The organism is Pseudomonas syringae (genome assembly GCF_001698815.1).
Taxonomy (GTDB): Bacteria; Pseudomonadota; Gammaproteobacteria; order Pseudomonadales; family Pseudomonadaceae; genus Aquipseudomonas; species Aquipseudomonas syringae_A.
In genome coordinates this window covers 65,857-89,635 of the sequence record NZ_LGSI01000058.1, presented here as the reverse complement: position 1 = coordinate 89,635, position 23,779 = coordinate 65,857, and the positions used below count along the sequence as shown (strand labels likewise).

Genomic DNA, 23,779 nt, shown 5'->3' with positions numbered 1-23,779 from the left:
CATGACTGACCGTATCGAATTGAGCACCGCCAACGAATTCATCGCCCGTCACATCGGCCCCCGCGCCGCTGACGAACAGACCATGCTCGCGACCCTGGGCTTTGACTCGCTGGAAGCCCTGAGCGCCAGCGTCATCCCGGAAAGCATCAAGGGCACCAGCGTGCTCGGCATGCAACCGGGCTTGAGCGAAGCCGATGCCCTGGCGTCGATCAAAGCCATTGCCAGCAAGAATCAGCTGTTCAAGACCTACATCGGCCAGGGTTACTACAACACCCACACACCCGCGCCGATTCTGCGCAACCTGCTGGAAAATCCGGCCTGGTACACGGCTTACACGCCGTATCAGCCGGAAATTTCCCAAGGCCGTCTGGAGTCGCTGCTCAACTTCCAGACCCTGATCAGCGACCTCACCGGCCTGCCGATTGCCAACGCTTCGCTGCTCGATGAAGCCACCGCCGCCGCTGAAGCCATGACCTTCTGCAAGCGCCTGAGCAAGAATAAAAGCAGCCATCAGTTCTTCGCCTCCAGCCATTGCCACCCGCAAACCCTCGACGTGCTGCGCACCCGTGCCGAGCCGCTGGGCATCACGGTTGTGGTGGCGGACGAAGCCGAGCTGAGCGATGTCAGCGCGTTTTTCGGCGCCCTGCTGCAATACCCTGCCAGCAATGGCGACCTGTTCGATTATCGCGAACTGGTTGAGCGCTTCCACGCCGCCAATGCATTGGTCGCCGTCGCCGCCGATCTGCTGGCCCTGACCTTGCTGACCCCGCCGGGTGAATTCGGCGCCGACGTCGCCATCGGCAGCGCCCAGCGTTTCGGCGTGCCATTGGGCTTCGGTGGCCCGCACGCGGCTTACTTCTCGACGCGCGATGCCTTCAAGCGCGACATGCCGGGCCGTCTGGTCGGCGTATCGGTGGATCGCCACGGCAAGCAAGCCTTGCGCCTGGCGATGCAGACCCGCGAGCAACATATCCGTCGCGAGAAAGCCACGAGCAACATCTGCACCGCGCAAGTGCTGCTGGCCAACATTGCCAGCATGTACGCCGTGTACCACGGTCCGCGCGGCCTGACGCAAATCGCCAATCGCGTGCATCATTTGACGGCGATCTTCGCCAAGGGCCTGACTGCACTGGGCCTGAACGTCGAGCAAGAATTTTTCTTCGACAGCCTGACGCTGAACACCGGCGCCGATACTGCCGCGTTGCACGCCAAGGCGCGTGCCCAGCAGATCAATCTGCGGGAAATCGACGCCCAGCGCCTGGGTCTGTCGTTCGACGAAACCACCTCGCAAGCCGCTGTTGAAAGCCTGTGGGCCATTTTTGCTGGCGACGGCCAGACTCTGCCGGACTTCGCTGCACTGGCTGCCAGCGCTGAGTCGCGCCTGCCACGGGCATTGCTGCGCCAATCGGCGATTCTCAGCCATCCGGTGTTCAACCGTTATCACTCCGAAACCGAGCTGATGCGCTACCTGCGCAAACTGGCCGACAAGGATCTTGCGCTGGATCGCACCATGATCCCGTTGGGTTCGTGCACCATGAAGCTCAACGCCGCCAGCGAAATGATCCCGGTGACCTGGGCCGAGTTCGGCAACCTGCACCCGTTCGCACCTGCCGAGCAGAGCGCCGGTTATCAGCAACTGACTGACGAACTGGAAGCGATGCTCTGCGCCGCCACCGGCTACGACGCGATTTCCCTGCAACCGAACGCCGGTTCCCAGGGCGAATATGCAGGCTTGCTGGCGATTCGCGCCTATCACCAGAGCCGTGGCGATGAGCGTCGCGATATCTGCCTGATCCCTTCTTCCGCCCACGGCACCAACCCGGCCACCGCCAACATGGCTGGTATGCGTGTGGTTGTGACCGCGTGCGATGCACGGGGCAACGTCGATATCGAAGACCTGCGCGCCAAGGCCATCGAGCACCGTGATCACCTGGCTGCACTGATGATCACCTACCCGTCGACCCACGGCGTGTTCGAAGAAGGCATCCGCGAAATCTGCGGCATCGTGCATGACAACGGCGGCCAGGTTTACATCGACGGCGCCAACATGAACGCCATGGTCGGCCTCTGCGCACCCGGCAAGTTCGGCGGCGACGTGTCCCACCTGAACCTGCACAAAACCTTCTGCATCCCCCACGGCGGTGGCGGCCCAGGCGTTGGCCCGATTGGTGTGAAGTCACACCTGACGCCATTCCTGCCAGGCCACGGCACCATGGAGCGCAAGGAAGGCGCGGTATGCGCGGCACCTTTCGGCAGCGCGAGCATTTTGCCGATCACCTGGATGTACATCAGCATGATGGGCGGCGAAGGCCTCAAGCGGGCGTCACAACTGGCGATACTCAATGCCAACTACATTTCCCGTCGCCTGGAAGAACACTATCCAGTGCTGTACACCGGCAGCAGCGGCCTGGTGGCTCACGAATGCATCCTTGATCTGCGCCCGTTGAAGGACAGCAGCGGCATCAGCGTCGATGACGTCGCCAAGCGCCTGATCGACTTTGGTTTCCACGCCCCGACCATGTCGTTCCCGGTGGCGGGCACCTTGATGATCGAGCCGACCGAAAGCGAATCCAAGGAAGAACTGGACCGCTTCTGCGACGCAATGATCAAGATCCGCGAAGAAATCCGCGCGGTGGAAAATGGCACTCTGGACAAGGAAGACAACCCGCTGAAAAACGCCCCGCACACCGCTGCGGAAATCGTTGGCGAGTGGACTCACCCGTACAGCCGTGAGCAGGCGGTATATCCCGTCGAGTCGCTGATCGATGGCAAATACTGGCCGCCGGTTGGCCGCGTCGACAACGTGTTCGGCGACCGCAACCTGATTTGCGCGTGCCCGTCCATCGAGAGCTATCAAGAGGCGTGATTTTCTGATCGGACCGTAGGAGCGGCTTTAGCCGCGAGAGAAGCACTCCCGGCTAAAGCCGGTCCTACGGACGTCTGGCGCCTCGCCTCTTCAAAAGGAAATCGATCATGACCACCGAACAACTGCTCACCACCCCGCTCCACGCCTTGCACCGCGAACTCGGCGCGAAAATGGTGCCATTCGCTGGCTACGACATGCCGGTGCAATACCCGGCGGGCGTGATGAAAGAACACCTGCACACCCGGGAAAAAGCCGGCCTGTTCGATGTGTCGCACATGGGCCAGATCCGCTTGACCGGCGCCGAAGCCGCCAAGGCGCTGGAAGCGCTGGTCCCGGTGGACATCATCGATCTGCCGGTTGGCATGCAACGTTATGCGATGTTCACCAATGATACCGGCGGCATCCTCGACGACCTGATGGTCGCCAACCTGGGCAACGATCAACTGATGCTGGTAGTCAATGCCGCGTGCAAGAACGAAGACCTGGCTCACCTGCGCAAGCATCTGGCCGGCCACTGTGAAATCCAGCCGTTGTTCGACGAGCGCGCCTTGCTCGCCTTGCAGGGTCCGCAAGCAGTGACGGTCCTGGCGCGCCTGGCGCCGGAAGTCGCAACAATGACCTTCATGCAATTCGCCAGCGTCACGTTGCTGGGCATCGAGTGCTACGTCAGCCGTTCCGGCTATACCGGTGAAGACGGTTACGAAATTTCGGTCCCGGCCGATCAGGCCGAAGCGCTGGCGCGGCGCTTGCTGGCGGAACCGGAAGTTGCCCCGATTGGCCTTGGTGCGCGAGATTCACTGCGTCTGGAAGCAGGTCTGTGCCTCTATGGCCACGACATGAACACCGACACCACGCCAATCGAAGCCGGCCTGCTCTGGGCGATTTCCAAAGTACGCCGCGCCGATGGCTCGCGTGCTGGCGGTTTTCCTGGCGCGGAACAGATTTTCGCCCAGCAGCAATCGGCTCCGGCCCGCAAGCGCGTTGGCCTGCTGCCGCAAGAGCGCACCCCGGTGCGTGAAGGCACGGAAATCGTCGATGCCGACGGTAACGGGATCGGCACCGTTTGCAGTGGTGGTTTCGGGCCAAGCCTGGGCGGCCCGTTGGCCATGGGTTATCTGGACAAGGATTTCACTGCGATGGATACCCCTGTATGGGCCATCGTACGTGGCAAGAAAGTACCCATGGTAGTGAGCAAAATGCCTTTCGTAGCACAGCGTTACTTCCGCGGCTAATAACTGCCGTCAAAAAAATGTGGTTGTATAACTATGGGCCGCTTAGTTATACAACTGCATAGCGTTGTTTAAACCAGCACCGTTAGAGCCCATGGCACGCACCCTAAAAGTGCGTATGAAAGTTAAAAACTATCGATCCTGCCTGTTTGGTTAATAATTTAAAACAAGCCTTTTGACCCAGCAAAACCGGGCCTCAGCGGGGGCTTGTTTTTGTTACAAGAGATAGCGTAGAGTTTCCTAACTGTGTTTGCATAGGTCGCTGGAATCGGGACCTGGGCAGTAGCTCTGAGTTTTGCTACATCCCGCTCTACGTTTCTTACTTCCTGCAACCAGCCCCAGTTCTTTCATGAGAAAGAAGCGGTCATTAATTTCAAGTTCCAGGGAAATAAGAAAATGTCTCAACGTCAGAGCGGTACCGTCAAGTGGTTTAACGACGAGAAAGGTTTTGGTTTTATCACTCCAGAAAGCGGACCGGATCTGTTCGTGCACTTCCGCGCTATTCAGGGCAATGGCTTTAAAAGCCTTAAAGAAGGTCAGAAGGTGACTTTCGTTGCAGTGCAGGGCCAGAAAGGCATGCAAGCGGATGAAGTTCAAGCGGAAGCTTAAATCTCTTCGTTAAAAAAGCCCCTGATGCTGACATCAGGGGCTTTTTTATGGGCGTAATTCCGTAAAATGTCGGTCCTCCCCCTGCCCGAGAGCTTTGCCATGTCCAAACATCTGCTGCGACCGCAAGGTGAATTTCCGGCTGCGGGCCTTGGCCGGCGGCTTGCAGCGATCTGCTACGACGCCCTGCTGTGCTTTGCGCTACTGATGATTACCGCATTCATCTACAAGCTGGCGCTGATGGCGTTCGTTGGCGAAGCCAAATTGCGCGCATTGTCCGAATCAGGTTCCCTGGACGGCGACCCGTTGCTGTCGACTCTCTTGTTCTTCGTCCTGTTCGGCTTTTTTGCCAAGTTCTGGACACATTCAGGGCAGACCCTGGGCATGCAGGTCTGGGGCATACGCGTGCAGAACGCCGACGGTACTGGCATCAGCCTGTGGCAGGCCTTGCTGCGCTTCGTGGTATCCATCGCTTCGTGGCTGTGCGTCGGGCTTGGCTTCATCTGGTCGCTGTTCGACAAGCAAAAGCGCAGCTGGCATGACATGTATTCGAACAGCCAACTGGTGCGAATTCCCAAGCAGAAGTGAATGCAACTCAACTCAACCGTGGGAGCGAGGCTTGCCCGCGAAGGCGCCGTGTCAGACGATAAACATATCGTCCAGAATTGCGATTCGCGGGCAAGCCTCGCTCCAACAGGAGAAACAAAAAAGCCGACTCGAAGTCGGCTTTTTTGATCGCAGCAATTTACCCGATGCTACCCAGCCCTACGCAACAGGAATATCCCCGCAGCCGCACACACCGCTGCCGGCACCAGCACGGCAAACAGTGGCGAGAAGCCGAATACCAGGCTCGACGGACCGAGCAGGTCCTGGGCGATGCGGAAGGTGAAGCCCACCAGCACGCCGGTGAACACCCGCTGTCCCAGCGTCACCGAACGCAGCGGGCCGAAGATGAAGGAGATGGCCATCAGCACCAGTGCCACGGTCACCAACGGTTGCAGCACCTTGGTCCAGAACGCCAGCCAGTATCGGCCGCTGTTCAGACCCTGATCCGCCAGATAATGCGCGTAACCCCATAGGCCGCTGATGGACAGGGAATCAGGTGGCAGCACTACGGTGCTCAGCAGTTGCGGGCTGAGGGCCACGTCCCAACGCTCTTGCGGAGTATTGATCACTTCGGTGCTGCCGTCGCGGAAGAACGTGGTCGTGACGTCTTTCAGCTCCCAGTAATCGGTCTTGAAATTAGCCTGCTTGGCGAAGCTCGAAGTCAGCATATGGCGCTGATCGTCGAAGCGATAACGCGTCACGCCATACAGCAAGCCATTGGGTTGCACGGTGTTGATGTGAATGAATTCTTCACCCTGGCGATGCCACAAGCCATGCCGTGCGCTTTGTGCGTCGCCGGTGCCTTGCGCCAGCGAGCGATTGGCCTGAGCCTGATTTTCACTGACTGGCGCCACATACTCGCCAATCAATACGCCCGCGATCATCAGCACCAGCATCGGCTTCATGACGGCCCAGACGATACGCCCGATGGAGACACCGGCAGCGCGCATGATGGTCAGTTCGCTGCTGCTGGCCAGACTGCCCAAGCCGATCAGACAGCCGATCAGCGCCGCCATCGGCAGCATTTCATAAAGCCGACGTGGCGCGGTGAGCAGCACGAAGCTGCTGGCGTCGAGCAAGGTGTAGCTGTCGCTGACGTCGCCCATTTCGTCAATGAAGGCAAACAGCGAGGCCAATCCGAGAATGATCCCGAGTACCGCGAGAATCGCGACAAATACACTTTTACCGATGTAACGATCGAGCTTAACCATGGGTCACCTCCGGTACGCTGCGACGACTCGCCATTTTCAGGCGCAGCGGTTCCCAGTACAGAAGTCCCAGGCCAATCAACAAGAACAATGCGTGAACCCACCACAAGCCCAGCGCCATGGGCAGCTTGCCTTTTTCAAGGGCGCCACGGGCGGCAATCAGGATCGTCAGGTACGCCATATAAAGCAGGATCGCCGGCAGCAACTTGAGGTAGCGGCCCTGGCGCGGGTTGACCCGGGCCAGCGGCACCGCCATCAAGGTGACGATGAACACCAGAATCGGCAACGAAACGCGCCACTGCAGTTCAGCCTTGTAGCGCGGCGTATCGTTGCCGAACAACTCGCTGGTCGGGATCGCATCGCGGTCGGTGATTTCGTCACTGATGTCCGGCTTGGGCAGCAAGGCACCGTAAGTGTCGTATTTGATGGCGCGGTAGTTGGCTTCGCCCGGATTACCGTCATAGCGATAACCGTTTTCCAGAATCAGGAAGCGACTGCCATCCGGCTTGATTTCCTGGTGGCCTTTTTCAGCGACCAGCACGGTGATGCCACGATCCTTGGATTTATCCTGGGACATACGTTTTTCGGAGATGAACACCCCGCCGAGCTTCGAACGATCGTCCGACAGGTCCTGGGTGTACGTCACACGGCTGCCGTCACGCAAGGTCTGGAAGCGACCCGGCACCAGCGTGTCGAATTCGGTCATCGCATCCTGTTTGTTGATCAACAGGGAAAATTGCGTCGCGCCCTGCGGCGCCAGGCTGAAGCTCAACCAGGCAACCAGCAGCGAAACCAGCGCCGCCGGGGCCATGGTCATCCACAGCAAGCGTTGCTGGCTCATGCCGGTGGCGGCGAGCACGGTCATTTCGCTTTCCAGATACAACCGGCCGTAAGCCAGCAAAATCCCCAGAAACAGACCCAAAGGCAGGATCAGTTGCAGAAAGCCCGGCAGACGAAAGCCCATGATCATGAACAACACGCCGGGATCCAGCGCACCGGAGGCCGCCTGGGCCAGGTATTTGATGAAGCGTCCGCTCATGATGATTACCAACAGCACGGCGCTGACAGCGCTCAAGGTAAGCAGCACTTCTCGGGATAGATAACGGAAGACAATCAAACCAGGCACTCCAGGGTTGCCAGGCGCAAGCGGCCGGACAAGAAAAAGGTATCAGCGGCGGTACGGTTTAGACCCGATAAACAGGGGAACCACCAAAAAAATATGCGGCATTATCCTGTGATTGAGGTGGTCTGTCACTGCGCACTCTGGATAGTTCGCACGTACGCGTCCTACACGCAGCCCCGCTCGCGCGTTTTACGGGGTTGTCAGGGGTCGTGCGCGGGGGTCAAACTGCGGACCTTGTCGCTGGCATCGTCATGCGAAACACCTCTGCCCTGCCGCGCACGTCATTCATTTCGCAAAGCTCATCGTTTATTCGGGGACCCCGACATGGAATTGGTTGTTAAAAGCGTAAGCCCAGAAACCTTGAAGACCGCCACGCTGGTGGTTGCCGTGGGCGAAGGTCGCGCGCTCAGTGACGCTGCAAAAGCCATCGACGTTCTCAGTGGCGGCGCCATCGCGGCAGCGCTCAAGCGCGGCGACCTGGCCGGCAAAGTCGGCCAAAGCCTGCTGCTGCACAACCTGCCCAACCTGAAAGCCGAACGCGTGCTGCTGGTCGGTATCGGTAAAGACGCGGAATTGTCCGACCGCCAATTCAAGAAAGTCATCAGCGGCGTGCTGTCGATTCTCAAGGGCCTGGGCGGCACCGACGCGGTCATCGCCGTCGACCAACTGGCTGTCAAGAACCGTGACACCTATGGCAAGACCCGCCTGCTGGTGGAAACCCTGGCCGATGGCGAATACGTTTTCGATCGCTTCAAGACCCAGAAAGCCGAACCCAAGGCGCTGAAAAAAGTCACCCTGCTGACCGACAAGCTCAGCGTTGCCGACGTCGAACGCGCTGCAACCCACGCCCAGGCTATCGCTGCCGGCATGGCGTTCACCCGTGACCTAGGCAACATGCCGCCTAACCTGTGCCACCCGACTTATCTGGGCGAGCAGGCCAAAGCATTGGGCAAAGCCTACAAAAACCTGAAAGTCGAAGTGCATGACGAGAAAAAACTCGCTGAACTGGGCATGGGTTCGTTTCTGGCTGTCGCACAAGGCAGCGCCCAGCCGCCACGCTTGATCGTCATGAACTATTCGGGCGGCAAGAAAAGCGACAAGCCGTTCGTGCTGGTCGGCAAAGGCATTACTTTCGATACCGGCGGCATCAGCATCAAACCTGCGGCCGGCATGGACGAGATGAAGTTCGACATGTGCGGCGCCGCCAGCGTGTTCGGCACCCTGCGCGCCGTGCTTGAGTTGCAGCTGCCGATCAACGTCGTGTGTGTGCTGGCTTGCGCCGAAAACATGCCAAGCGGCACCGCGACGCGTCCTGGCGATATCGTCACCACCATGAGCGGCCAGACGGTTGAAATCCTCAACACTGACGCCGAAGGCCGTCTGGTGCTGTGCGATGCATTGACCTATGCCGAGCGCTTCAAGCCCCAGGCCGTGATCGACATCGCCACGCTGACCGGCGCTTGCGTCGTGGCACTGGGCGGTCATACCTCCGGCCTGCTGGGCAACAACGATGCGCTGATCAATCAACTGCTGGATGCGGGCAAACTGGCTGACGACCGTGCCTGGCAACTGCCGTTGTTCGATGAATATCAGGAACAGCTGGACAGCCCGTTCGCCGATATCGCCAACATCGGCGGCCCGAAAGGCGGCACCATCACCGCAGCCTGCTTCCTGTCACGCTTCACCAAGGCATATGAGTGGGCGCACCTGGACATCGCCGGTACCGCCTGGCTGAGCGGCGGCAAGGACAAAGGCGCCACTGGCCGTCCGGTTCCACTGCTGACTCAATACCTGCTCGACCGCGCCGGCGCATAACTGGCCTGCATGAATGTGCCTGCCATCGGGCAGGCACATCTTGCGTACCGGACTTCTACATGACCCAAGTCGACTTCTATATTCTTCCCAGCGCCGAACCTTCGGCTCGCCTGGACTTTGCCTGCAAACTGACCGAAAAAGCCTGGCGTCTCGGCCACCGCGTGTATCTGCATTGCAGCGATGCCGCGCAACGTGACGACCTCGACGCGCGACTCTGGCGCTTCAAGGGCGAAGCTTTCCTGCCCCATAGTGCCGCCGAAGACGATCAGCTCTCGCCCGTGGTTCTGGGCCTGGGGGACGATCCGGGGCAGCATCAGGATTTGCTGGTCAACCTTGATTTGCGCATCCCCGAGTTCTTCAAACGGTTCGCCCGCGTAGCGGAAATCGTCGTCGAAGATCCAGCAATTCGTCTGGCCGCACGAGAGAGTTTCCGTTTCTATCGTGAACACGGCTATCCTCTGCAAGATCACCGGCTACAGCGTCTTTGAGCATACGATGGATACTTTGAAACCCCTGAAAGACTCCGCCAACCTGCTGGATGACCTTGAGTCGATCCGGCAACTGCTCGGCGATGATTCCCTGCAACCGCCGCTGCTGACCGATACGGTCAAAAGCGAAACCCAGATTCCATTGCTGTTCGATGTGGTGGGCGCCAAACCGGCGTTGAGCCATGATCTGGACTTCGACACCGACGAAGCCGATATCCCGGTCCTGACACCGCAACCGCCTGCTCATCAGGCCGAGCCGGTTCAGGCACAAGCGTCACCGAAACCCGCTGCCAATCCGGATGCCCTGCTGCATCTGGAAACCGAGCTGCGGGCTGCCGCGCAATTGATCATGCAAGACGTCATCGACGACTTCGCCCCGCATATCGAAACCGAAATCAAACGTCGCCTTGAAGCGAGGATGGAGCGGTTGCTCAGTCAACAGCAGAATTAACGGCACGGCCCCGTAGGACTGGCTTTAGCCGGGAGAGGGCCAATGCGTCCGGAACACTTCCCTGCTCAGTCCCGACGCCCTCCCGGCTAAAGCCGGTCCTACGACAAATTGCCCCGTTTGATCGCCCCGCTCTACGCCCAGCCGTTCATCCCCGCTATACTTGCCGGCTTTCCTGAATTAATGCCAATTAGGTTCCCGCCGCGCATGGACAAGACCTACCAGCCGCACGCCATCGAAACTTCCTGGTACCAAACCTGGGAGTCCGAGAATTATTTCGCTCCGCAAGGCTCGGGTGATCCGTACACCATCATGATCCCGCCGCCGAACGTCACCGGCAGCCTGCACATGGGTCACGGTTTCAACAACGCGATCATGGATGCCCTGATCCGCTTCCGCCGCATGCAGGGTCGCAACACCCTGTGGCAACCGGGTACCGACCACGCCGGTATCGCCACGCAAATGCTGGTGGAGCGTCAGATCGAGGCACAAGGCCTGAACCGTCACGACCTGGGTCGCGACAAATTCCTCGAAAAAATCTGGGAATGGAAGGATGAGTCCGGCGGCAACATCAGCCGTCAGATTCGTCGCCTCGGCTCGTCCGTAGACTGGAGCCGCGAGCGCTTCACCATGGACGATGGCTTGTCGGACGCGGTCAAGGAAGCGTTCGTGCGCCTGCATGAAGACGGTCTGATCTATCGCGGCAAGCGCCTGGTCAACTGGGACACCAAGCTGCACACGGCGATTTCCGACCTCGAAGTGGAAAACCACGACGAAAAAGGTTTCCTGTGGAACCTGCGTTATCCACTGGCTGACGGCGCGAAAACCGCTGACGGCCTGGATTACCTGATCGTCGCCACCACTCGCCCGGAAACCATGCTCGGTGACGCCGCTGTCGCCGTGAACCCGGAAGACGAGCGTTACAAGGCGCTGATCGGCAAGTTCGTCGAGCTGCCACTGGTTGGCCGCCGCATCCCGATCATCGCTGACGATTACTGCGATCCTGAATTCGGCACCGGCTGCGTGAAAATCACCCCGGCCCACGATTTCAACGACTATGAAGTCGGCAAGCGCCACAACCTGCCGCTGCTGAACATCTTCGACAAGAACGCCAACGTGCTGCCTGCGGCGCAGGTGTTCAACATCGACGGCACCCTCAATGAAACCGTTGATGGTCGACTGCCTGCCGCATACGCAGGTCTGGATCGTTTCGAAGCACGCAAGCAGATCGTCGCTGCATTCGACGCTGCGGGCCTGTTGGTCAGCGTCGACGACCACGCCCTGAAAGTGCCGAAAGGCGACCGCTCCGGCACCATCATCGAGCCGTGGCTGACCGACCAGTGGTACGTGTCCACCAAGCCTTTGGCTGAACCGGCCATTGCTGCAGTCGAAGACGGCCGCATCGCGTTCGTGCCTAAACAGTACGAAAACATGTACTTCTCGTGGATGCGCGACATCCAGGACTGGTGCATCAGCCGTCAACTCTGGTGGGGCCATCGCATTCCGGCCTGGTACGACGAATCTGGCAAGGTTTACGTCGGTCGCGACGAAGCCGAAGTGCGCGCCAAGAACAACCTGGGCCCGGACGTTGCGCTGCAACAGGACAACGACGTCCTCGACACCTGGTTCAGTTCGGGCCTGTGGACCTTCTCGACCCTGGGCTGGCCGGAAAAAACCAAGGCGCTTGAGACGTTCCACTCCACCGACGTGCTGGTGACCGGTTTCGACATCATTTTCTTCTGGGTCGCCCGGATGATCATGCTCACCATGCACTTGGTGAAGAACGAAGACGGCACGCCGCAAGTCCCGTTCAAGACCGTTTATGTGCACGGTCTGGTGCGCGACGGCCAGGGCCAGAAAATGTCCAAGTCCAAGGGCAACGTCCTGGACCCGCTGGACATCATCGACGGTATCGAGCTGGAAGACCTGGTTGCCAAGCGCACCACCGGCCTGATGCAGCCCAAACTGCTGAAGAAAATCGAAAAGCAGACCCGTGACGAGTTCGCCGACGGCATCGCCAGCTATGGCACCGACGCGCTGCGCTTCACGTTCTGCTCGCTGGCGTCCACCGGTCGCGACATCAAGTTCGACATGGGCCGCGTCGAAGGCTATCGCAACTTCTGCAACAAGATCTGGAACGCCGCCCGCTACGTGTTGGACAAGGGCGAAGACTGCGGTCAGAACGGCGAAGCGGTCGAGCTGTCCCTGGCCGATCGCTGGATCATCTCGCAGCTGCAACGCACCGAAGCCGAAGTGACCCGCCAACTGGATCAGTTCCGTTTCGACCTCGCAGCGCAGGCCTTGTACGAGTTCATCTGGAACCAGTATTGCGACTGGTACCTGGAGCTGTCCAAGCCGGTTCTGTGGGACGAAACCGCACCCGTGGAACGCCAGCGCGGCACCCGCCGCACGCTGGTTCGCGTGCTGGAAGTCGCGCTGCGTCTGGCGCATCCGTTCATGCCTTTCATCACCGAAGAAATCTGGCAGCGCCTCGCGCCGCTGGCGGGCGTCGAAGGCAAGACCATCATGCTGCAACCTTGGCCAGTGGCCAACGAAGCACGCATTGATCAGGCGGCCGAAGACGACATCGAATGGCTCAAGGGCCTGATGCTCGCCACCCGTAACATTCGTGGCGAAATGAACATCGGTCCGGGCAAGCCGCTGCAATTGTTCCTCAAGAACGTCAGCGCTGAAGACGAGCGCCGCCTGAAGGAAAACGATTACCTGCTGAAGAAACTCGCCAAGCTGGAATCCATCACCGTGCTGGCACCGGGCGCAGAAGCGCCATTGTCCGCCACCGGTCTGGTCGGCGAGATGGAAGTGCTGGTGCCGATGGCTGGCTTGATCGACAAGGACGCCGAACTCGCGCGCCTGGACAAGGAAATCCAGCGCCTGCAAGGTGAAGTGCAACGGGTGGGCGGCAAGCTGTCCAACGCAGCGTTCGTCGACAAGGCGCCGCCGGAAGTCATCGCCAAGGAACGCGCGAAAATGGTCGAGGCTGAACAGGCCTTGGGCAAACTAGCGGAACAGCACGCTCGGATAGCGAGTTTGTAACTGCAATACAGCTACCCGATCTCAACTATCGGGTAGCTGTATATCCTGCTTGCCCTTATTCCGGGGCGCGCGGTTTTACCAATTATTCTCTACTTCATCCCTCACTTTTTCGCGCCATCAGGTGGATAGTCAAGTTCATAAAGCACGCCCTTGTTTAACGCAGAGTCTTCGAGATAACTACAGACTTTGACTCGAGGATAAGGCACGTCAACAAAGGTCATTTGCGCAACAATCTCATAACTTCCCGAACCCACTACAGGACAAACAAAACTATCGAGCGGGCCATACGCAGAGTAAAAATTTGAATTTTCATTAAGAATATATGAGTAGAATATTTTTACCGCATTGTCAGTACCCGGGAGAACTCTTACATCAGGCTGAACCGCTGACGGTGTATTATCGACCTTGACCATAATTACATCGACAGCAGTTGCTGTGGGACTGTCAGCAGGAAGCAAACAGTATTGATAGATACCTTCCTTATGGACAGGTATTTGTTCAAGTCGCGGATCAAAGCCAGGTAACACCACCGGTGTATAGCCCGTCATGGACTTGCATGTATCTGACGCCCCCCTGACGTCAATCATCTTCACTTTCAACCCGCCCGATGGATGCTGCGGCGTGAAATTCCAGGTCTGATTTTCACTCGCGGCACTGGCACCGGTTATTTCGACGGGATGATTCTCGATGATCAGCCCCGTTGGGGTCGGCAGCGGGCAGCCTGCATGACTCAATTGAAACAGTCCCTGACTGTCAAAACAGTCTTGTATTCCCGCTACAGGGACAATGTAGGAATGGTTGTTAGCCTGAACGAAACCTTCTGGCCTGCCGACACAGGGTTTGTTGATGTGGCAAGGGGTTCCCAGCCAGATACGTTCATCCGCGCCCGTGCTCGATACAGCCACGAGTTCCGTTGGCTGCCCATCTGTTGCGGCGCTGAACGATGGTCCTCCCGACATTCCCCCGATGAGCACACAGGTGTTCTCCAGGAAATCATTGAAATGAAAGATACCCTCCAGAAGATCAACACGTCCAGTGACTGTACACCGATCAATCATAAGCGGATCCGCATTAGGCATACCCGCCACAACAGTCCCTTCACCGTTGACGGGGACACGCCTGCTCAGCGTGAAAGCTTGAAGGTTAAGGGCTTGTAACTCACCGATTGTTTTATCAGTTCTCAATATCGAGATATCCATGCCCTTCATGGTGGAATAGGCGATTTGGTCGATATTGACCAAGATTCTATCGTCCTGTGTATCAACAAAATTATTGAATGCGGCACTGAACTCCACAGGTTTATCTATCACAACACTGTTATCAGCCAGCGCATCAAGATCTTGCACGCAATGCCCGGCAGATAATAGATACGCTGGCGCGGAAGGGTCATTGCTGGTCTTGATAAATGATGAACTGCAGATGCCTTGCAGCAAACCAATTGCCCGGTAGAAATCGTAATCCTCACGGGCTGGATATTCCAGTTTCTTATAATGTGCTGACTCCGTCGAAGCCTTTGGCATAAAAGGATCATCGATAATATGTTCCGCAACCGAAATGGTCGCAGCCATACACATCTCAGATAGAAGGAGGATCATAAAGAAAAATGCTTTCATAGCAGTATTGCTCCCTGTTCGTATACTTACGACAATCATCCGAACACAGGAAATACAACCCGTCTAGCTGGTAGAAATGACAGGTACCCCACGGGATGTGGGACAATGCCGCCCTCGCGCTAACGCCTCTCCTGAATCGACAGATCAATGACGACCCCGAGCAAACCCTCCTCTCCGCGTAAAACTCCTGCCCATCAAGCTCCGGCAAAACCCGTCGAGCCGCGGGAAAAGGCCACGCTGCACCCGCGCAATCGCCATCAGGGCCGCTACGACTTCCCCAAGTTGATCAAAAGCAGCCCCGAGCTGGCTGAATTCGTGATCATCAATCCGTATGGCAAGGAAAGCATCGACTTTGCCAACCCTTCCGCCGTGCGCGTGTTCAACCGGGCGCTGCTCAAGTCGTTCTACGGCGTGGCGCACTGGGATATCCCGGCCGACTACCTGTGCCCGCCGATTCCGGGCCGTGCGGACTATCTGCACTTCCTGGCCGACTTGCTGGCCGAGCGCAACGAAGGCGTGATCCCGCGTGGCGCATCGATCAAGGCGCTGGACATCGGCATGGGCGCCAACTGCGTTTATCCGCTGATCGGTCACAGTGATTACGGCTGGCAGTTCCTCGGCTCGGATATCGACCCGACCGCGATTGCCGCGGCCACCGCCATCGTCAAATCCAACAGCCTGAGCAAAGCCATCAGCCTGCGCCTGCAAGCCAATCGCAAGCAGATCCTGCTGGATTTGTTGAAGAGCGACGAACGCTTCGACGTCTGCATGTGCAACCCGCCGTTCCACTCGTCCATCGACGAAGCACAGCGCGGCAGCCATCGCAAATGGCGCGCCTTGGGCAAAGCCGATCCCAAACGCAAATTGCCGGTATTGAACTTTGGCGGGCAATCCCAGGAGCTGTGGTGTGAAGGCGGCGAGATCGGCTTCGTGACCCAGATGATCAACGAAAGCACGCGTTTGCCCAAACAAGTGTTCTGGTTCAGCACCCTGGTCTCCAAGGCCTCGAACCTGCCACTGATTCAAAGCACTCTGAAAAAAGCCGGCGTTGCCGAAAGCCGTGTCATCGAGATGGGCCAGGGGCAGAAACAAAGCCGCTTCGTGGCCTGGACCTTCCTCGACAAGGCGCAGCAGGAAGCCTGGCGGCAGGAGCGTTGGGCTTCGATCAAAGTCTGATCGAGCGCCTTGTGGGAGCGAACTTGTTCGCGAAGAGGCCGGGACAGGCTCCGAATGCCTTGCTGACTGAACCGACGTCTTCCCGGATAAATCCGGTCCCACGCCTCATCAGGACCTCAGCACGTTCAATCGCTCGACGAGCTGCTCCAGGTAGCCACTTTCTGCAATGCTATTAAGGTGCCCTTCACAAAGCCGGTCCATTCGAACATGGGCCGTCAGCACCTTTCTGACGCCTTCAAGGCTCATGACCCTGAGTGCGCCAACGTCGGCGAGGTCTTTCTCTTTCCCGGCAAACTCGGCTTGCCAGTCAAAGCTCAACACGAAGCCCTGCTGATACAACACATGCAGGAACAGCCATAAAGTTTGCCGCCATGCCTTGTCCAGGGAACCAGCGACCTTCAAGCGTTTGAAATCCGGAGCCGCCGTTAAAATAATGCTTAGATCGTTGTTACTGATAGTCGATGACATGTTCAATTCCCTTCTCGAAAACGAATCCCTTGGTTGTCTATCATTCAAATAAACACGACACATCAAAGATGCGTAAATGCCAGGCCCATTGAATGAACCGTCCCCTCATCGCAAGTAACGAGCACCGAGTTGGCCTCCAACCCTGGCCGGAGATCGCTTACAAGATGGCGCATTGAGTAGTCAAACAACACTTCCTTCTCCGCTGGAGAAAAAGAAATATCGGCAATATCTTTCCCCACAATACTCTTGAGGTGAAGTTGATACCGATCACCCGCAATAGGCTGTTCACGAGCAGTTGTACTGGTAAAAGCCAATTCCTGAGTCAACTGCCCATCAACGTACAGCTCCTCAATACCCTCAAAAATGGTCACCAGACGACGCACCCGTTCAGCGCTCAAATAATTGGGCAGACTAGCCAATCCGGTGCTGAGCGCTTCGATATACGCCTGTAATGCAATGAAATCCGGATGGGCAAAATCGTTGTGCCGCAGCGCCCTGTTTGTATATAAATAAGCCAGTTGCGAATAATCATAAATCGCTGCGTGCTGACGCTGTGTCAAGCCAGGCCAAGGCTCCTGGCGCGCGCTCTCCCGGTGGATTTTGACTTCCGAGAGCCTGGTCGGAATACCGAAAGACGCAAATTGCTCCAGCAGATCTGGAATAACTCTGGGCGGGTCCAGGTACTGCGACTTCATTGTTCCAAACAGTTCTGCCATCTCGTCAGCGGCTTCACTATTAACCAGCATGTAGATTGTCTGCCACCTAGCACGAGCAGCAAGCGCAGCAGCCGTGTAAAACTGCATGCGAAAAATATCTGACTGAGTGTCACTCGTTACTTCTGTCCATAACGGTAAAAGCAGAAACGGCGCTCCCCGTTTACCTGCCGTTCTGTCCAGTGCCTGGAAAGCCTCTTCTACTTTATTAAGCAGCGTTTCACCTTCTTCAACTGCGGGTTCCCACACCAATAATCTTTTGAAGGGAATATCCACACTACTTAAATCACGCGTCACCCAACACGGCAATGTTGGACGAAAGTCAATTTCAGGGGCGGCCTGTTCGGCGTCTACAGAAACACCCATCTCGGCAAGCAGCCCTACCAGTCCACCTTGGGCGGGATCATAACTTCCGGGGCGACAGTAAATCGCCAGATAATCGGGCTGTATCCCCTCTGGAATCGAATCGATCCTTCCAGAACCCAGTATTATTTTTCGGACATCACTGCCAGCGTGGTCAATATCCATTTCATCAATTGCGTTCATGATGCGGCTCCATACCTGCAAATTCTGCACGCAATCATGGAAGCACGTGAAGTTCAAGCCGAATAGCTGTCAGAAGTGACAGGAGGCAAGCTGATATCAGGGAGGGGAAGCACCCCGTTGGAGCGAGGCTTGCCCGCGAAGAACGGTAACGCGGTGGATCTGAGCCACCGAGGCGCCTGATTCGCGGGCAAGCCTCGCTCCAACGAACCTTGCATCCGCCACCCACAAAAAAGCCGTGCCCGGTTGACCGGAGCACGGCTTTTTCAACAGCAAGCGTGGGCTTACTTGTTGATCGAGTCGCTCAGCACTTTAGCTGGTACGAACTTGATGACTTTCTTGGCAGCGATTTCGATGGCAGCGCCAGTCGAAGGGTTGCGGCCAGTGCGAGCTGGACGCTCTGCCACTTTCAGTTTGCCGATGCCCGGCAGAGTGATTTCAACGCCGTTTTCCAGTTGATCGGCAACAATTTGGCCCAATTGCTCAAGAGCATTACGCGCGGTGGTTTTTGGCGCGTCGATAGCTTCAGCGATATCGGCGATCAATTGGTCTTTAGTCAGAGCCATGGTGGTGTTCCTTCCCTATCAAATTCATTTGGATTGCAGGATGCGGTGTCGGCCTGGGGCCAGGCAATAAACCTGGCCCTCCAGTAGCAGCCACGATTAATCGCGAAATGTAGATACTGAAACCGGGCTTTGGTTCGGCTCAATCACACACAAACTGCGGTGCTTAGCGCGCTGTAGTGCGCAAGACCGCGCAAAACTAGCACAGAGCCGCGCAAATATCCGCACTAACCTACCCGTTTGGACAGGATTAAAGTGTTTCAACCCAAAAAAACGAGGGTTTGGGCCTGATCGGAGCTAAAACCACGGGGTGCAGCGGTGTTCATGTCTTTGGTGCGTTACACTGGCCGCCGTCAAATCGAGCCACCCCGCTCGAGCTCACACACAGCCGAGAAGCCCATGCCGATCCGTCATTGCATCGTCCATTTGATCGACAAAAAACCTGACGGTACGCCCGCAGTCCTCCACGCACGCGACTCCGAACTCGCTGAGTCCCAGGCCATCGAGAACATGCTGGCCGACCTCAACGAGAGCTACAACGCCAAACAAGGCAAGGCTTGGGGCTTCTTCCATGCCGAGTCCGGCGCGCATCCGTTCAGCGGCTGGCTCAAGGAATACTTCGAAGGCGGCAAGGACTTCACCGCGTTCAGTCGTGTGGCGGTCGAGCATCTGCAAAAGCTGATGGAAGAATCGAACCTGTCGGTCGGCGGTCATGTGTTGTTCGCCCATTATCAGCAAGGCATGACCGACTATCTGGCCATCGCCCTGCTGCACCACAGCGAAGGCGTAGCGGTGAACGACGCGCTGGATGTCACTCCGTCGCGACATCTGGATCTTGGCCAGCTGCACCTCGCGGCACGAGTCAACGTTTCCGAGTGGCAGAACAACAAGTCCTCCAAGCAGTACATTTCCTTCATCAAGGGCAAGAACGGCAAAAAGGTTTCGGAGTATTTCCGCGACTTCATCGGCTGCCAGGAAGGCGTCGACGGCCCCGGCGAAACCCGCACATTGCTCAAGGCGTTCAGTGACTTCGTGGAAAGCGAAGACCTGCCGGAAGAATCCGCCCGCGAGAAAACCAAGACCCTGGTGGATTACGCCAGCAGCCAGAGCAAAATGGGCGAACCCATGGGCCTGGAAGAATTGTCCGGGCTGATCGACGAAGAACGTCCGCGTGCGTTCTACGAACACATCCGCAACAAGGATTACGGCCTGTCGCCGGAGATCCCTGCGGATAAGCGCACCCTCAACCAGTTCCGCCGCTTCACGGGCCGCGCAGAGGGCTTATCGATCAGTTTTGAAGCGCACCTGCTGGGCGACAAGATCGAATACGACGAAGCGGCCGGTACCTTGATCATCAAAGGCTTGCCGACCCAGCTCACCGATCAGCTCAAACGCCGCTGAGGGCATGACGCGATGTTGCTGCGCACTCTGAAGAAAGTCGTGCTGATCATGCTGTTCGTGGTGGCTTACCAGAACTGGGGCAAGATCGAGCACTTCGTCAACCCGTCCCCGGTCGTCGCGACGCAAAGTCAGGCACAGGCCAACGTCGTGCTGTACGCCACGGACTGGTGCGGCTACTGCAAACAGACCCGGCGCTTTCTCGACAGCAAAGGCATTCCCTTCAAGGAATACGACATCGAGAAATCGCCGGAGGGCCGCAAGGCCTATGAAGCCCTGGGCGGGCGCGGCATTCCGTTGATCGATGTGAATGGCACGATTATTCGGGGTTTCAGTGAAGAGGCTATATTGGCGGCTTTGCAATAAAAGCCTCGCCAGCCCTGGTAAGAGCGAATTTATTCGCGAGGCGATATTCCGACCGCTGAAAAATAGGCCTGCCATGCCGGCCCTTCGCGGATGAACTCGCTCCCACAATGGGTTTACATAACCAAACTCAGCGCTTTTCCACCCGAAACCCAAACCGCGGAAAGTGCACATGCACCCCGCCCGCACGTTCATCTTCGCGCCGCACAATCAACTCTTCGCGCCCGCTGAACACCAGTTCGCCTTCGACCGGATCAACGCCGTAATCAATGGCAGCAATCGCCACTTGGTCGCCCGGCTGGAATCCATTCGGGTCGACAAACACTTCATCCGGCAGCGCGGCGGGCGTCGCTTTGGCAGCAATTTCCACAGCGTCAGCTGAACTCAGCTCGCTGGAAGCGCCATGACCGAAGCCCAGCACGCGACCGAGCCAGGCAACAATTTCCGGGTATTGATCCACCAGCGGCGCAGTGACCGGGGTTTGTTTGAGAAACCACAGCGTGTGTGCCACGGCGAAGTCCGCAATGGACGGCACGCTAAACAGGAAGTCGCCATTACGTGAAAGCTGCAGTTCCAGGCGTGACATCAGGGTCGGCCATTGATGCCTGGCCTGTTCTGCTGGCAAACGGCTCGCGTTGCCGCCGGTGAACAAGCCAGCGCGATCGGCAACGAAGGCCTTGACCGCTTCGGGCGGCACCTTGGCAAAGCGCACCGCCAGTGACTCAGGCTGGAACACCAGGCTCACGGCATGCATGAACAGCACAGAGTCAGCCCACGCGGCGAAACTGGCGACGGTGAATTCCTGGCCTTCCGGGTAAAACGTCGGCGAGACTTTTTCCTGCTCAAGCCGACGCGCCATCAGCGCGGTGTCGCAATAGATATCAGCGCCGACCTGCAATATCGGCGTCTTGCGATAACCCCCGGTGAGCGCGGTCAGGTCGGGTTTGGGCATGATCGACGGGATGATTACCGAACGCCACGACAACCCTTTGAAGCCCAGCATCAAACGGGCTTTTTCGGCAAAGAGCGAGGTTGGGTAATGGTGCAGGATGAGCTCTGTCATGTTCGGACTGTCCGCCAGGTGGAAAGCCAACAGCTTAGCTGGCTGCGAGCTTGCGGCCTACGCAGTGAACCTCAGGTCACGACATCACGCGGATGGATCGGCTGCCAATCCCTGAAAACCCGCAGCCAGACACTCCTTGGCACTCTTGCGCAACTTCTTGATCAGCCGCTCCTGACGCAACGCCTCGCCTTTATCCGGCCAGGCTTCGACATAGACCAGCGCCACCGCCGGGCTGGAGCTGAAATAGCGCGCGCCTTTGCCGCTCTGGTGCTTGGCGAAACGGCGCTGCGGGTCGTCGCTGATGCCGCAGTACAACGAGCCATTGGCCGCGCGCACCAGATACACGAACCACGGCTTGCTCGCCGCGGGTTCGGTAGGCGCGCTGATGACGGCGGGGGAAGTGTCAGGCATGGCAGAAGTCGGGTTACATGAAGGCGCGATTCTAACAGAGGCTTAACGCCCAGCCTGAAACGCCTTCAAACCCTTTTGCGCCTGGGCGCGAATCGCGTTCTGCACCATTGGCGTCCAGCCCAGCAACAGGCCTTTGAACCCCAGCGCCTGCCGCGACCAGCGCCACAGGTCAAAGTGATCGTGGTGTTCGCAGATCTTGCCGTCGCGAAACACGAAGCGCGCCTGAATATCGTTGACCACGGTGTTGCCAGTCTGGCTGAACAGGTACGTGGCGACCCAATGCGCCCCGCCGGTACGCTCATCGGCACGCACGCTGTCGAAAGTCAGGGAAAAATCCTTGGCGCGGGACGTCAGCATGCGCCACATATCAGCGGCCTGAGCGCCGCGCAGCTCGCCAAACACCGGATCGCTGAACAGCACGTCATCGCTGTAACAGGCGCTCATGGCTTCGGCGTCCAACCGATTGAACGCCTCGTAGAAGCGGGTGATCAAGGCATTGTTGATCAGGCGTTTATCTTCGTCACTCATGCAGGCAAGTCCGTTGGAGCAAAAGGTCTTTGCACGATAAGCGGCCGACGGGCGATTTGCCATGCCCATTCGCTTGGCAAATACCCCGACTCAGATTTTTTCGCTGGTGACCTGCACGTACAGCGACCGACCGGCGCCCATGCCGGCCACGATGGCAGCGATACCGATCACGCCGAAGATCCAGCCGATGGCGTCCCAGCCGCCAGTGACGTCATGCACCACGCCCACGGCAAAAGGTCCGATGGACGCGATGGTGTAGCCGATGCCCTGCGCCATGCTCGACAGATTGGCCGCCACATGGGAATCCCGGGAACGCAGCACAATCAGGGTCAGCGCCAGACTGAACGTCGCGCCCTGCCCCAATCCCAGCACGATGGCCCAACCCCACAGCCCATTCAGCGGCGCGTAAAGGCAGCCGAACAAGCCCGTCAGCGTCAACGCCATCGCGAGCAGAATGCCTAAGCGCTGATCCTTGCCCCGGGTCGCGAGCCACGGCGCGGTCAGGGCGCTGACCAACTGGACGATGATCGAGCCGGACAACAGCAGCCCGGCTTCAGTGGCGGTCATGCCGCGCCCGATCAGCACCGACGGCAACCAGCCGAACACGATGTAGGCCAGGGACGATTGCAGGCCCATGTACAACGTGACTTGCCAGGCCAGCCGATCGCGCAGCAAGCCTTTGACGCGATACGCCACATGATGCGCGCCATGCCCGTGGCGGGCTTGAGGCAGCCAGACGATGGCGGCCAGAACGGCGGGGATCATCCAGAAGCCCAGGCCGATGGCCCAGCTGTCATCGAAATGCTGGCTCAGCGGCACTGTCGAACCTGCCGCGATGGCCGCGCCCAGACACAAGGCCATGGTGTAGACGCCGGTCATCGCCCCGGCCTGTTTCGGGAAATCCCGCTTGACGATCCCCGGCAACAACACGCCGATGATGCCAATGCTGGCTCCGGCCACGAGGCTGCCGGCGAACAGCCCGACTTCGCCGAAGCAACTGCGCAAAATAATTCCCGCCGCCAGCATCAGCAAAATGCCGAACACCACTCGCTCGCCACCAAACCGGCGCGCCAGCCTTGGCGCCAACGGCGCAAACAGCCCGAGGCACAATACCGGCAACGTCGTCAGCAACCCCGCTTCGGCTGCCGATAACCCAAGGTTGGTTGAAACACTATTAAGCAGCGGTGCGACGCTGGACAATGCCGGACGCAGATTGAGCGCCACCAGCACCAGCCCCAACAGCAGCAACCATGGGCGCTTGAGCAACGGCTGCGCGGGCGTATCGTCGGCTTCGCAATCGATCAGTTGTGCGTCGATGTCGTGAGGAAGGGAATGATTTATTGGAGTCGTACTCGCCGATGGCGCCTTGGTCGTCATGGGATTCTCGTAAAGGGCAGTGTGTAACAGCGCATTGCGCAAAGCCTGCATCCTGTTGGAGAACCAGGACGAATACAAGTTTCACGGGGATTGGGTACAGATCCGTAGAGCAGCGGAGTC

The 23,779-nt window shown here is 58.1% G+C and carries 21 protein-coding genes; 11 read left to right on the top strand and 10 right to left on the bottom strand.

The window, feature by feature from the left end; genetic code table 11:
• The first annotated feature begins 1 nt into the window (after window position 1).
• The 4 genes from gcvP to AFK24_RS20900 all read left to right on the top strand — a co-directional run bounded on the left by gcvP (window position 2) and on the right by AFK24_RS20900 (window position 5,289).
• Window positions 2-2,866, top strand: a complete 2,865-nt coding sequence (gcvP, locus tag AFK24_RS20915; RefSeq protein ID WP_065835033.1) for an aminomethyl-transferring glycine dehydrogenase — start codon at window positions 2-4, stop codon at window positions 2,864-2,866.
• 107 nt (window positions 2,867-2,973) lie between these two features.
• Window positions 2,974-4,098, top strand: coding sequence for a glycine cleavage system aminomethyltransferase GcvT (gcvT, locus tag AFK24_RS20910; protein ID WP_065835032.1), 1,125 nt, complete (start codon window positions 2,974-2,976; stop codon window positions 4,096-4,098).
• A 393-nt stretch (window positions 4,099-4,491) separates the two neighbouring features.
• Window positions 4,492-4,704 carry a cold-shock protein gene (locus tag AFK24_RS20905; RefSeq protein WP_003175786.1) on the top strand — a complete coding sequence of 71 codons (213 nt, stop codon included), beginning with the start codon at window positions 4,492-4,494 and terminating at the stop codon, window positions 4,702-4,704.
• A gap of 99 nt (window positions 4,705-4,803) precedes the next feature.
• On the top strand, window positions 4,804-5,289 hold the full coding sequence (locus AFK24_RS20900; RefSeq protein ID WP_065835031.1) for an RDD family protein: 486 nt from the start codon (window positions 4,804-4,806) through the stop codon (window positions 5,287-5,289).
• A 167-nt stretch (window positions 5,290-5,456) separates the two neighbouring features.
• On the opposite strand, the gene lptG is transcribed toward AFK24_RS20900, so the two are convergent.
• Window positions 5,457-6,518, bottom strand: a complete 1,062-nt coding sequence (lptG, locus tag AFK24_RS20895) for an LPS export ABC transporter permease LptG (protein ID WP_065835030.1) — start codon at window positions 6,516-6,518, stop codon at window positions 5,457-5,459.
• Window positions 6,511-7,632 (bottom strand): LPS export ABC transporter permease LptF, encoded by a 1,122-nt coding sequence (gene lptF, locus AFK24_RS20890; protein ID WP_047579341.1) that lies wholly within the window; start codon window positions 7,630-7,632, stop codon window positions 6,511-6,513. The genes lptG and lptF overlap by 8 nt, the downstream gene beginning before the upstream one ends.
• 330 nt (window positions 7,633-7,962) lie before the next feature.
• On the opposite strand from lptF, the gene AFK24_RS20885 reads away from it, so the two are divergent.
• The 4 genes from AFK24_RS20885 (at window position 7,963) to AFK24_RS20870 (ending at window position 13,443) form a co-directional block, all read left to right on the top strand.
• Window positions 7,963-9,453, top strand: a complete 1,491-nt coding sequence (locus AFK24_RS20885) for a leucyl aminopeptidase (RefSeq protein ID WP_065835029.1) — start codon at window positions 7,963-7,965, stop codon at window positions 9,451-9,453.
• A gap of 59 nt (window positions 9,454-9,512) precedes the next feature.
• A complete protein-coding gene (locus tag AFK24_RS20880; RefSeq protein WP_065835028.1) occupies window positions 9,513-9,941 on the top strand; it encodes a DNA polymerase III subunit chi in 429 nt (142 codons plus the stop codon).
• Between the two features lie 7 nt (window positions 9,942-9,948).
• Window positions 9,949-10,392, top strand: coding sequence for a DNA polymerase III subunit chi (locus AFK24_RS20875; protein ID WP_065835027.1), 444 nt, complete (start codon window positions 9,949-9,951; stop codon window positions 10,390-10,392).
• A gap of 204 nt (window positions 10,393-10,596) precedes the next feature.
• Window positions 10,597-13,443, top strand: coding sequence for a valine--tRNA ligase (locus tag AFK24_RS20870; protein WP_065835026.1), 2,847 nt, complete (start codon window positions 10,597-10,599; stop codon window positions 13,441-13,443).
• A 101-nt stretch (window positions 13,444-13,544) separates the two neighbouring features.
• Here the strand turns inward: AFK24_RS20870 and AFK24_RS20865 are convergent, their stop codons facing one another.
• The gene (locus tag AFK24_RS20865; RefSeq protein ID WP_065835025.1) at window positions 13,545-15,056 is read right to left on the bottom strand and encodes a trypsin-like peptidase domain-containing protein; all 1,512 of its coding nucleotides are present in this window, start codon (window positions 15,054-15,056) and stop codon (window positions 13,545-13,547) included.
• Window positions 15,057-15,203: 147 nt separating this feature from the next.
• Between AFK24_RS20865 and rlmF the strand changes: the two genes are divergently transcribed.
• Window positions 15,204-16,232, top strand: coding sequence for a 23S rRNA (adenine(1618)-N(6))-methyltransferase RlmF (gene rlmF, locus AFK24_RS20860; protein WP_065835024.1), 1,029 nt, complete (start codon window positions 15,204-15,206; stop codon window positions 16,230-16,232).
• Between the two features lie 108 nt (window positions 16,233-16,340).
• Here the strand turns inward: rlmF and AFK24_RS20855 are convergent, their stop codons facing one another.
• From AFK24_RS20855 to AFK24_RS20845, 3 genes are all read right to left on the bottom strand, one after another.
• Window positions 16,341-16,700: a DUF6508 domain-containing protein gene (locus AFK24_RS20855; RefSeq protein ID WP_065835023.1), complete on the bottom strand. Its 360-nt coding sequence runs from the start codon at window positions 16,698-16,700 to the stop codon at window positions 16,341-16,343.
• Between the two features lie 62 nt (window positions 16,701-16,762).
• Window positions 16,763-17,959 carry an ADP-ribosyltransferase domain-containing protein gene (locus AFK24_RS20850; protein ID WP_065835022.1) on the bottom strand — a complete coding sequence of 399 codons (1,197 nt, stop codon included), beginning with the start codon at window positions 17,957-17,959 and terminating at the stop codon, window positions 16,763-16,765.
• A gap of 281 nt (window positions 17,960-18,240) precedes the next feature.
• The gene (locus AFK24_RS20845; RefSeq protein WP_020292090.1) at window positions 18,241-18,522 is read right to left on the bottom strand and encodes an HU family DNA-binding protein; all 282 of its coding nucleotides are present in this window, start codon (window positions 18,520-18,522) and stop codon (window positions 18,241-18,243) included.
• 396 nt (window positions 18,523-18,918) lie between these two features.
• On the opposite strand from AFK24_RS20845, the gene yejK reads away from it, so the two are divergent.
• Window positions 18,919-19,920 carry a nucleoid-associated protein YejK gene (gene yejK / locus AFK24_RS20840; protein ID WP_065835021.1) on the top strand — a complete coding sequence of 334 codons (1,002 nt, stop codon included), beginning with the start codon at window positions 18,919-18,921 and terminating at the stop codon, window positions 19,918-19,920.
• Between the two features lie 12 nt (window positions 19,921-19,932).
• The gene (locus tag AFK24_RS20835; RefSeq protein WP_065835020.1) at window positions 19,933-20,283 is read left to right on the top strand and encodes a glutaredoxin family protein; all 351 of its coding nucleotides are present in this window, start codon (window positions 19,933-19,935) and stop codon (window positions 20,281-20,283) included.
• A gap of 127 nt (window positions 20,284-20,410) precedes the next feature.
• Here the strand turns inward: AFK24_RS20835 and AFK24_RS20830 are convergent, their stop codons facing one another.
• From AFK24_RS20830 to AFK24_RS20815, 4 genes are all read right to left on the bottom strand, one after another.
• Complete coding sequence (locus tag AFK24_RS20830) at window positions 20,411-21,343, bottom strand: glutathione S-transferase family protein (RefSeq protein ID WP_065835019.1); 933 nt, start codon at window positions 21,341-21,343, stop codon at window positions 20,411-20,413.
• A gap of 84 nt (window positions 21,344-21,427) precedes the next feature.
• Window positions 21,428-21,754: a GIY-YIG nuclease family protein gene (locus AFK24_RS20825; protein WP_080482231.1), complete on the bottom strand. Its 327-nt coding sequence runs from the start codon at window positions 21,752-21,754 to the stop codon at window positions 21,428-21,430.
• Between the two features lie 42 nt (window positions 21,755-21,796).
• The gene (locus AFK24_RS20820; RefSeq protein ID WP_065835018.1) at window positions 21,797-22,282 is read right to left on the bottom strand and encodes a nuclear transport factor 2 family protein; all 486 of its coding nucleotides are present in this window, start codon (window positions 22,280-22,282) and stop codon (window positions 21,797-21,799) included.
• A gap of 90 nt (window positions 22,283-22,372) precedes the next feature.
• A complete protein-coding gene (locus tag AFK24_RS20815; RefSeq protein ID WP_065835053.1) occupies window positions 22,373-23,659 on the bottom strand; it encodes a CynX/NimT family MFS transporter in 1,287 nt (428 codons plus the stop codon).
• Window positions 23,660-23,779: the final 120 nt, after the last annotated feature.

What these genes read in the sequence shown, in the direction of transcription:
- gcvP (WP_065835033.1), top strand. Translation starts at nt 2, where the DNA reads ATGACTGACCGTATCGAATTGAGCACCGCCAACGAATTCATCGCCCGT.
- gcvT (WP_065835032.1), top strand. Translation starts at nt 2,974, where the DNA reads ATGACCACCGAACAACTGCTCACCACCCCGCTCCACGCCTTGCACCGC.
- AFK24_RS20905 (WP_003175786.1), top strand. Translation starts at nt 4,492, where the DNA reads ATGTCTCAACGTCAGAGCGGTACCGTCAAGTGGTTTAACGACGAGAAA.
- AFK24_RS20900 (WP_065835031.1), top strand. Translation starts at nt 4,804, where the DNA reads ATGTCCAAACATCTGCTGCGACCGCAAGGTGAATTTCCGGCTGCGGGC.
- lptG (WP_065835030.1), bottom strand. Translation starts at nt 6,518, where the DNA reads ATGGTTAAGCTCGATCGTTACATCGGTAAAAGTGTATTTGTCGCGATT.
- AFK24_RS20885 (WP_065835029.1), top strand. Translation starts at nt 7,963, where the DNA reads ATGGAATTGGTTGTTAAAAGCGTAAGCCCAGAAACCTTGAAGACCGCC.
- AFK24_RS20880 (WP_065835028.1), top strand. Translation starts at nt 9,513, where the DNA reads ATGACCCAAGTCGACTTCTATATTCTTCCCAGCGCCGAACCTTCGGCT.
- AFK24_RS20875 (WP_065835027.1), top strand. Translation starts at nt 9,949, where the DNA reads ATGGATACTTTGAAACCCCTGAAAGACTCCGCCAACCTGCTGGATGAC.
- AFK24_RS20870 (WP_065835026.1), top strand. Translation starts at nt 10,597, where the DNA reads ATGGACAAGACCTACCAGCCGCACGCCATCGAAACTTCCTGGTACCAA.
- AFK24_RS20865 (WP_065835025.1), bottom strand. Translation starts at nt 15,056, where the DNA reads ATGAAAGCATTTTTCTTTATGATCCTCCTTCTATCTGAGATGTGTATG.
- rlmF (WP_065835024.1), top strand. Translation starts at nt 15,204, where the DNA reads ATGACGACCCCGAGCAAACCCTCCTCTCCGCGTAAAACTCCTGCCCAT.
- AFK24_RS20855 (WP_065835023.1), bottom strand. Translation starts at nt 16,700, where the DNA reads ATGTCATCGACTATCAGTAACAACGATCTAAGCATTATTTTAACGGCG.
- AFK24_RS20850 (WP_065835022.1), bottom strand. Translation starts at nt 17,959, where the DNA reads ATGAACGCAATTGATGAAATGGATATTGACCACGCTGGCAGTGATGTC.
- AFK24_RS20845 (WP_020292090.1), bottom strand. Translation starts at nt 18,522, where the DNA reads ATGGCTCTGACTAAAGACCAATTGATCGCCGATATCGCTGAAGCTATC.
- yejK (WP_065835021.1), top strand. Translation starts at nt 18,919, where the DNA reads ATGCCGATCCGTCATTGCATCGTCCATTTGATCGACAAAAAACCTGAC.
- AFK24_RS20835 (WP_065835020.1), top strand. Translation starts at nt 19,933, where the DNA reads ATGTTGCTGCGCACTCTGAAGAAAGTCGTGCTGATCATGCTGTTCGTG.
- AFK24_RS20830 (WP_065835019.1), bottom strand. Translation starts at nt 21,343, where the DNA reads ATGACAGAGCTCATCCTGCACCATTACCCAACCTCGCTCTTTGCCGAA.
- AFK24_RS20825 (WP_080482231.1), bottom strand. Translation starts at nt 21,754, where the DNA reads ATGCCTGACACTTCCCCCGCCGTCATCAGCGCGCCTACCGAACCCGCG.
- AFK24_RS20820 (WP_065835018.1), bottom strand. Translation starts at nt 22,282, where the DNA reads ATGAGTGACGAAGATAAACGCCTGATCAACAATGCCTTGATCACCCGC.
- AFK24_RS20815 (WP_065835053.1), bottom strand. Translation starts at nt 23,659, where the DNA reads ATGACGACCAAGGCGCCATCGGCGAGTACGACTCCAATAAATCATTCC.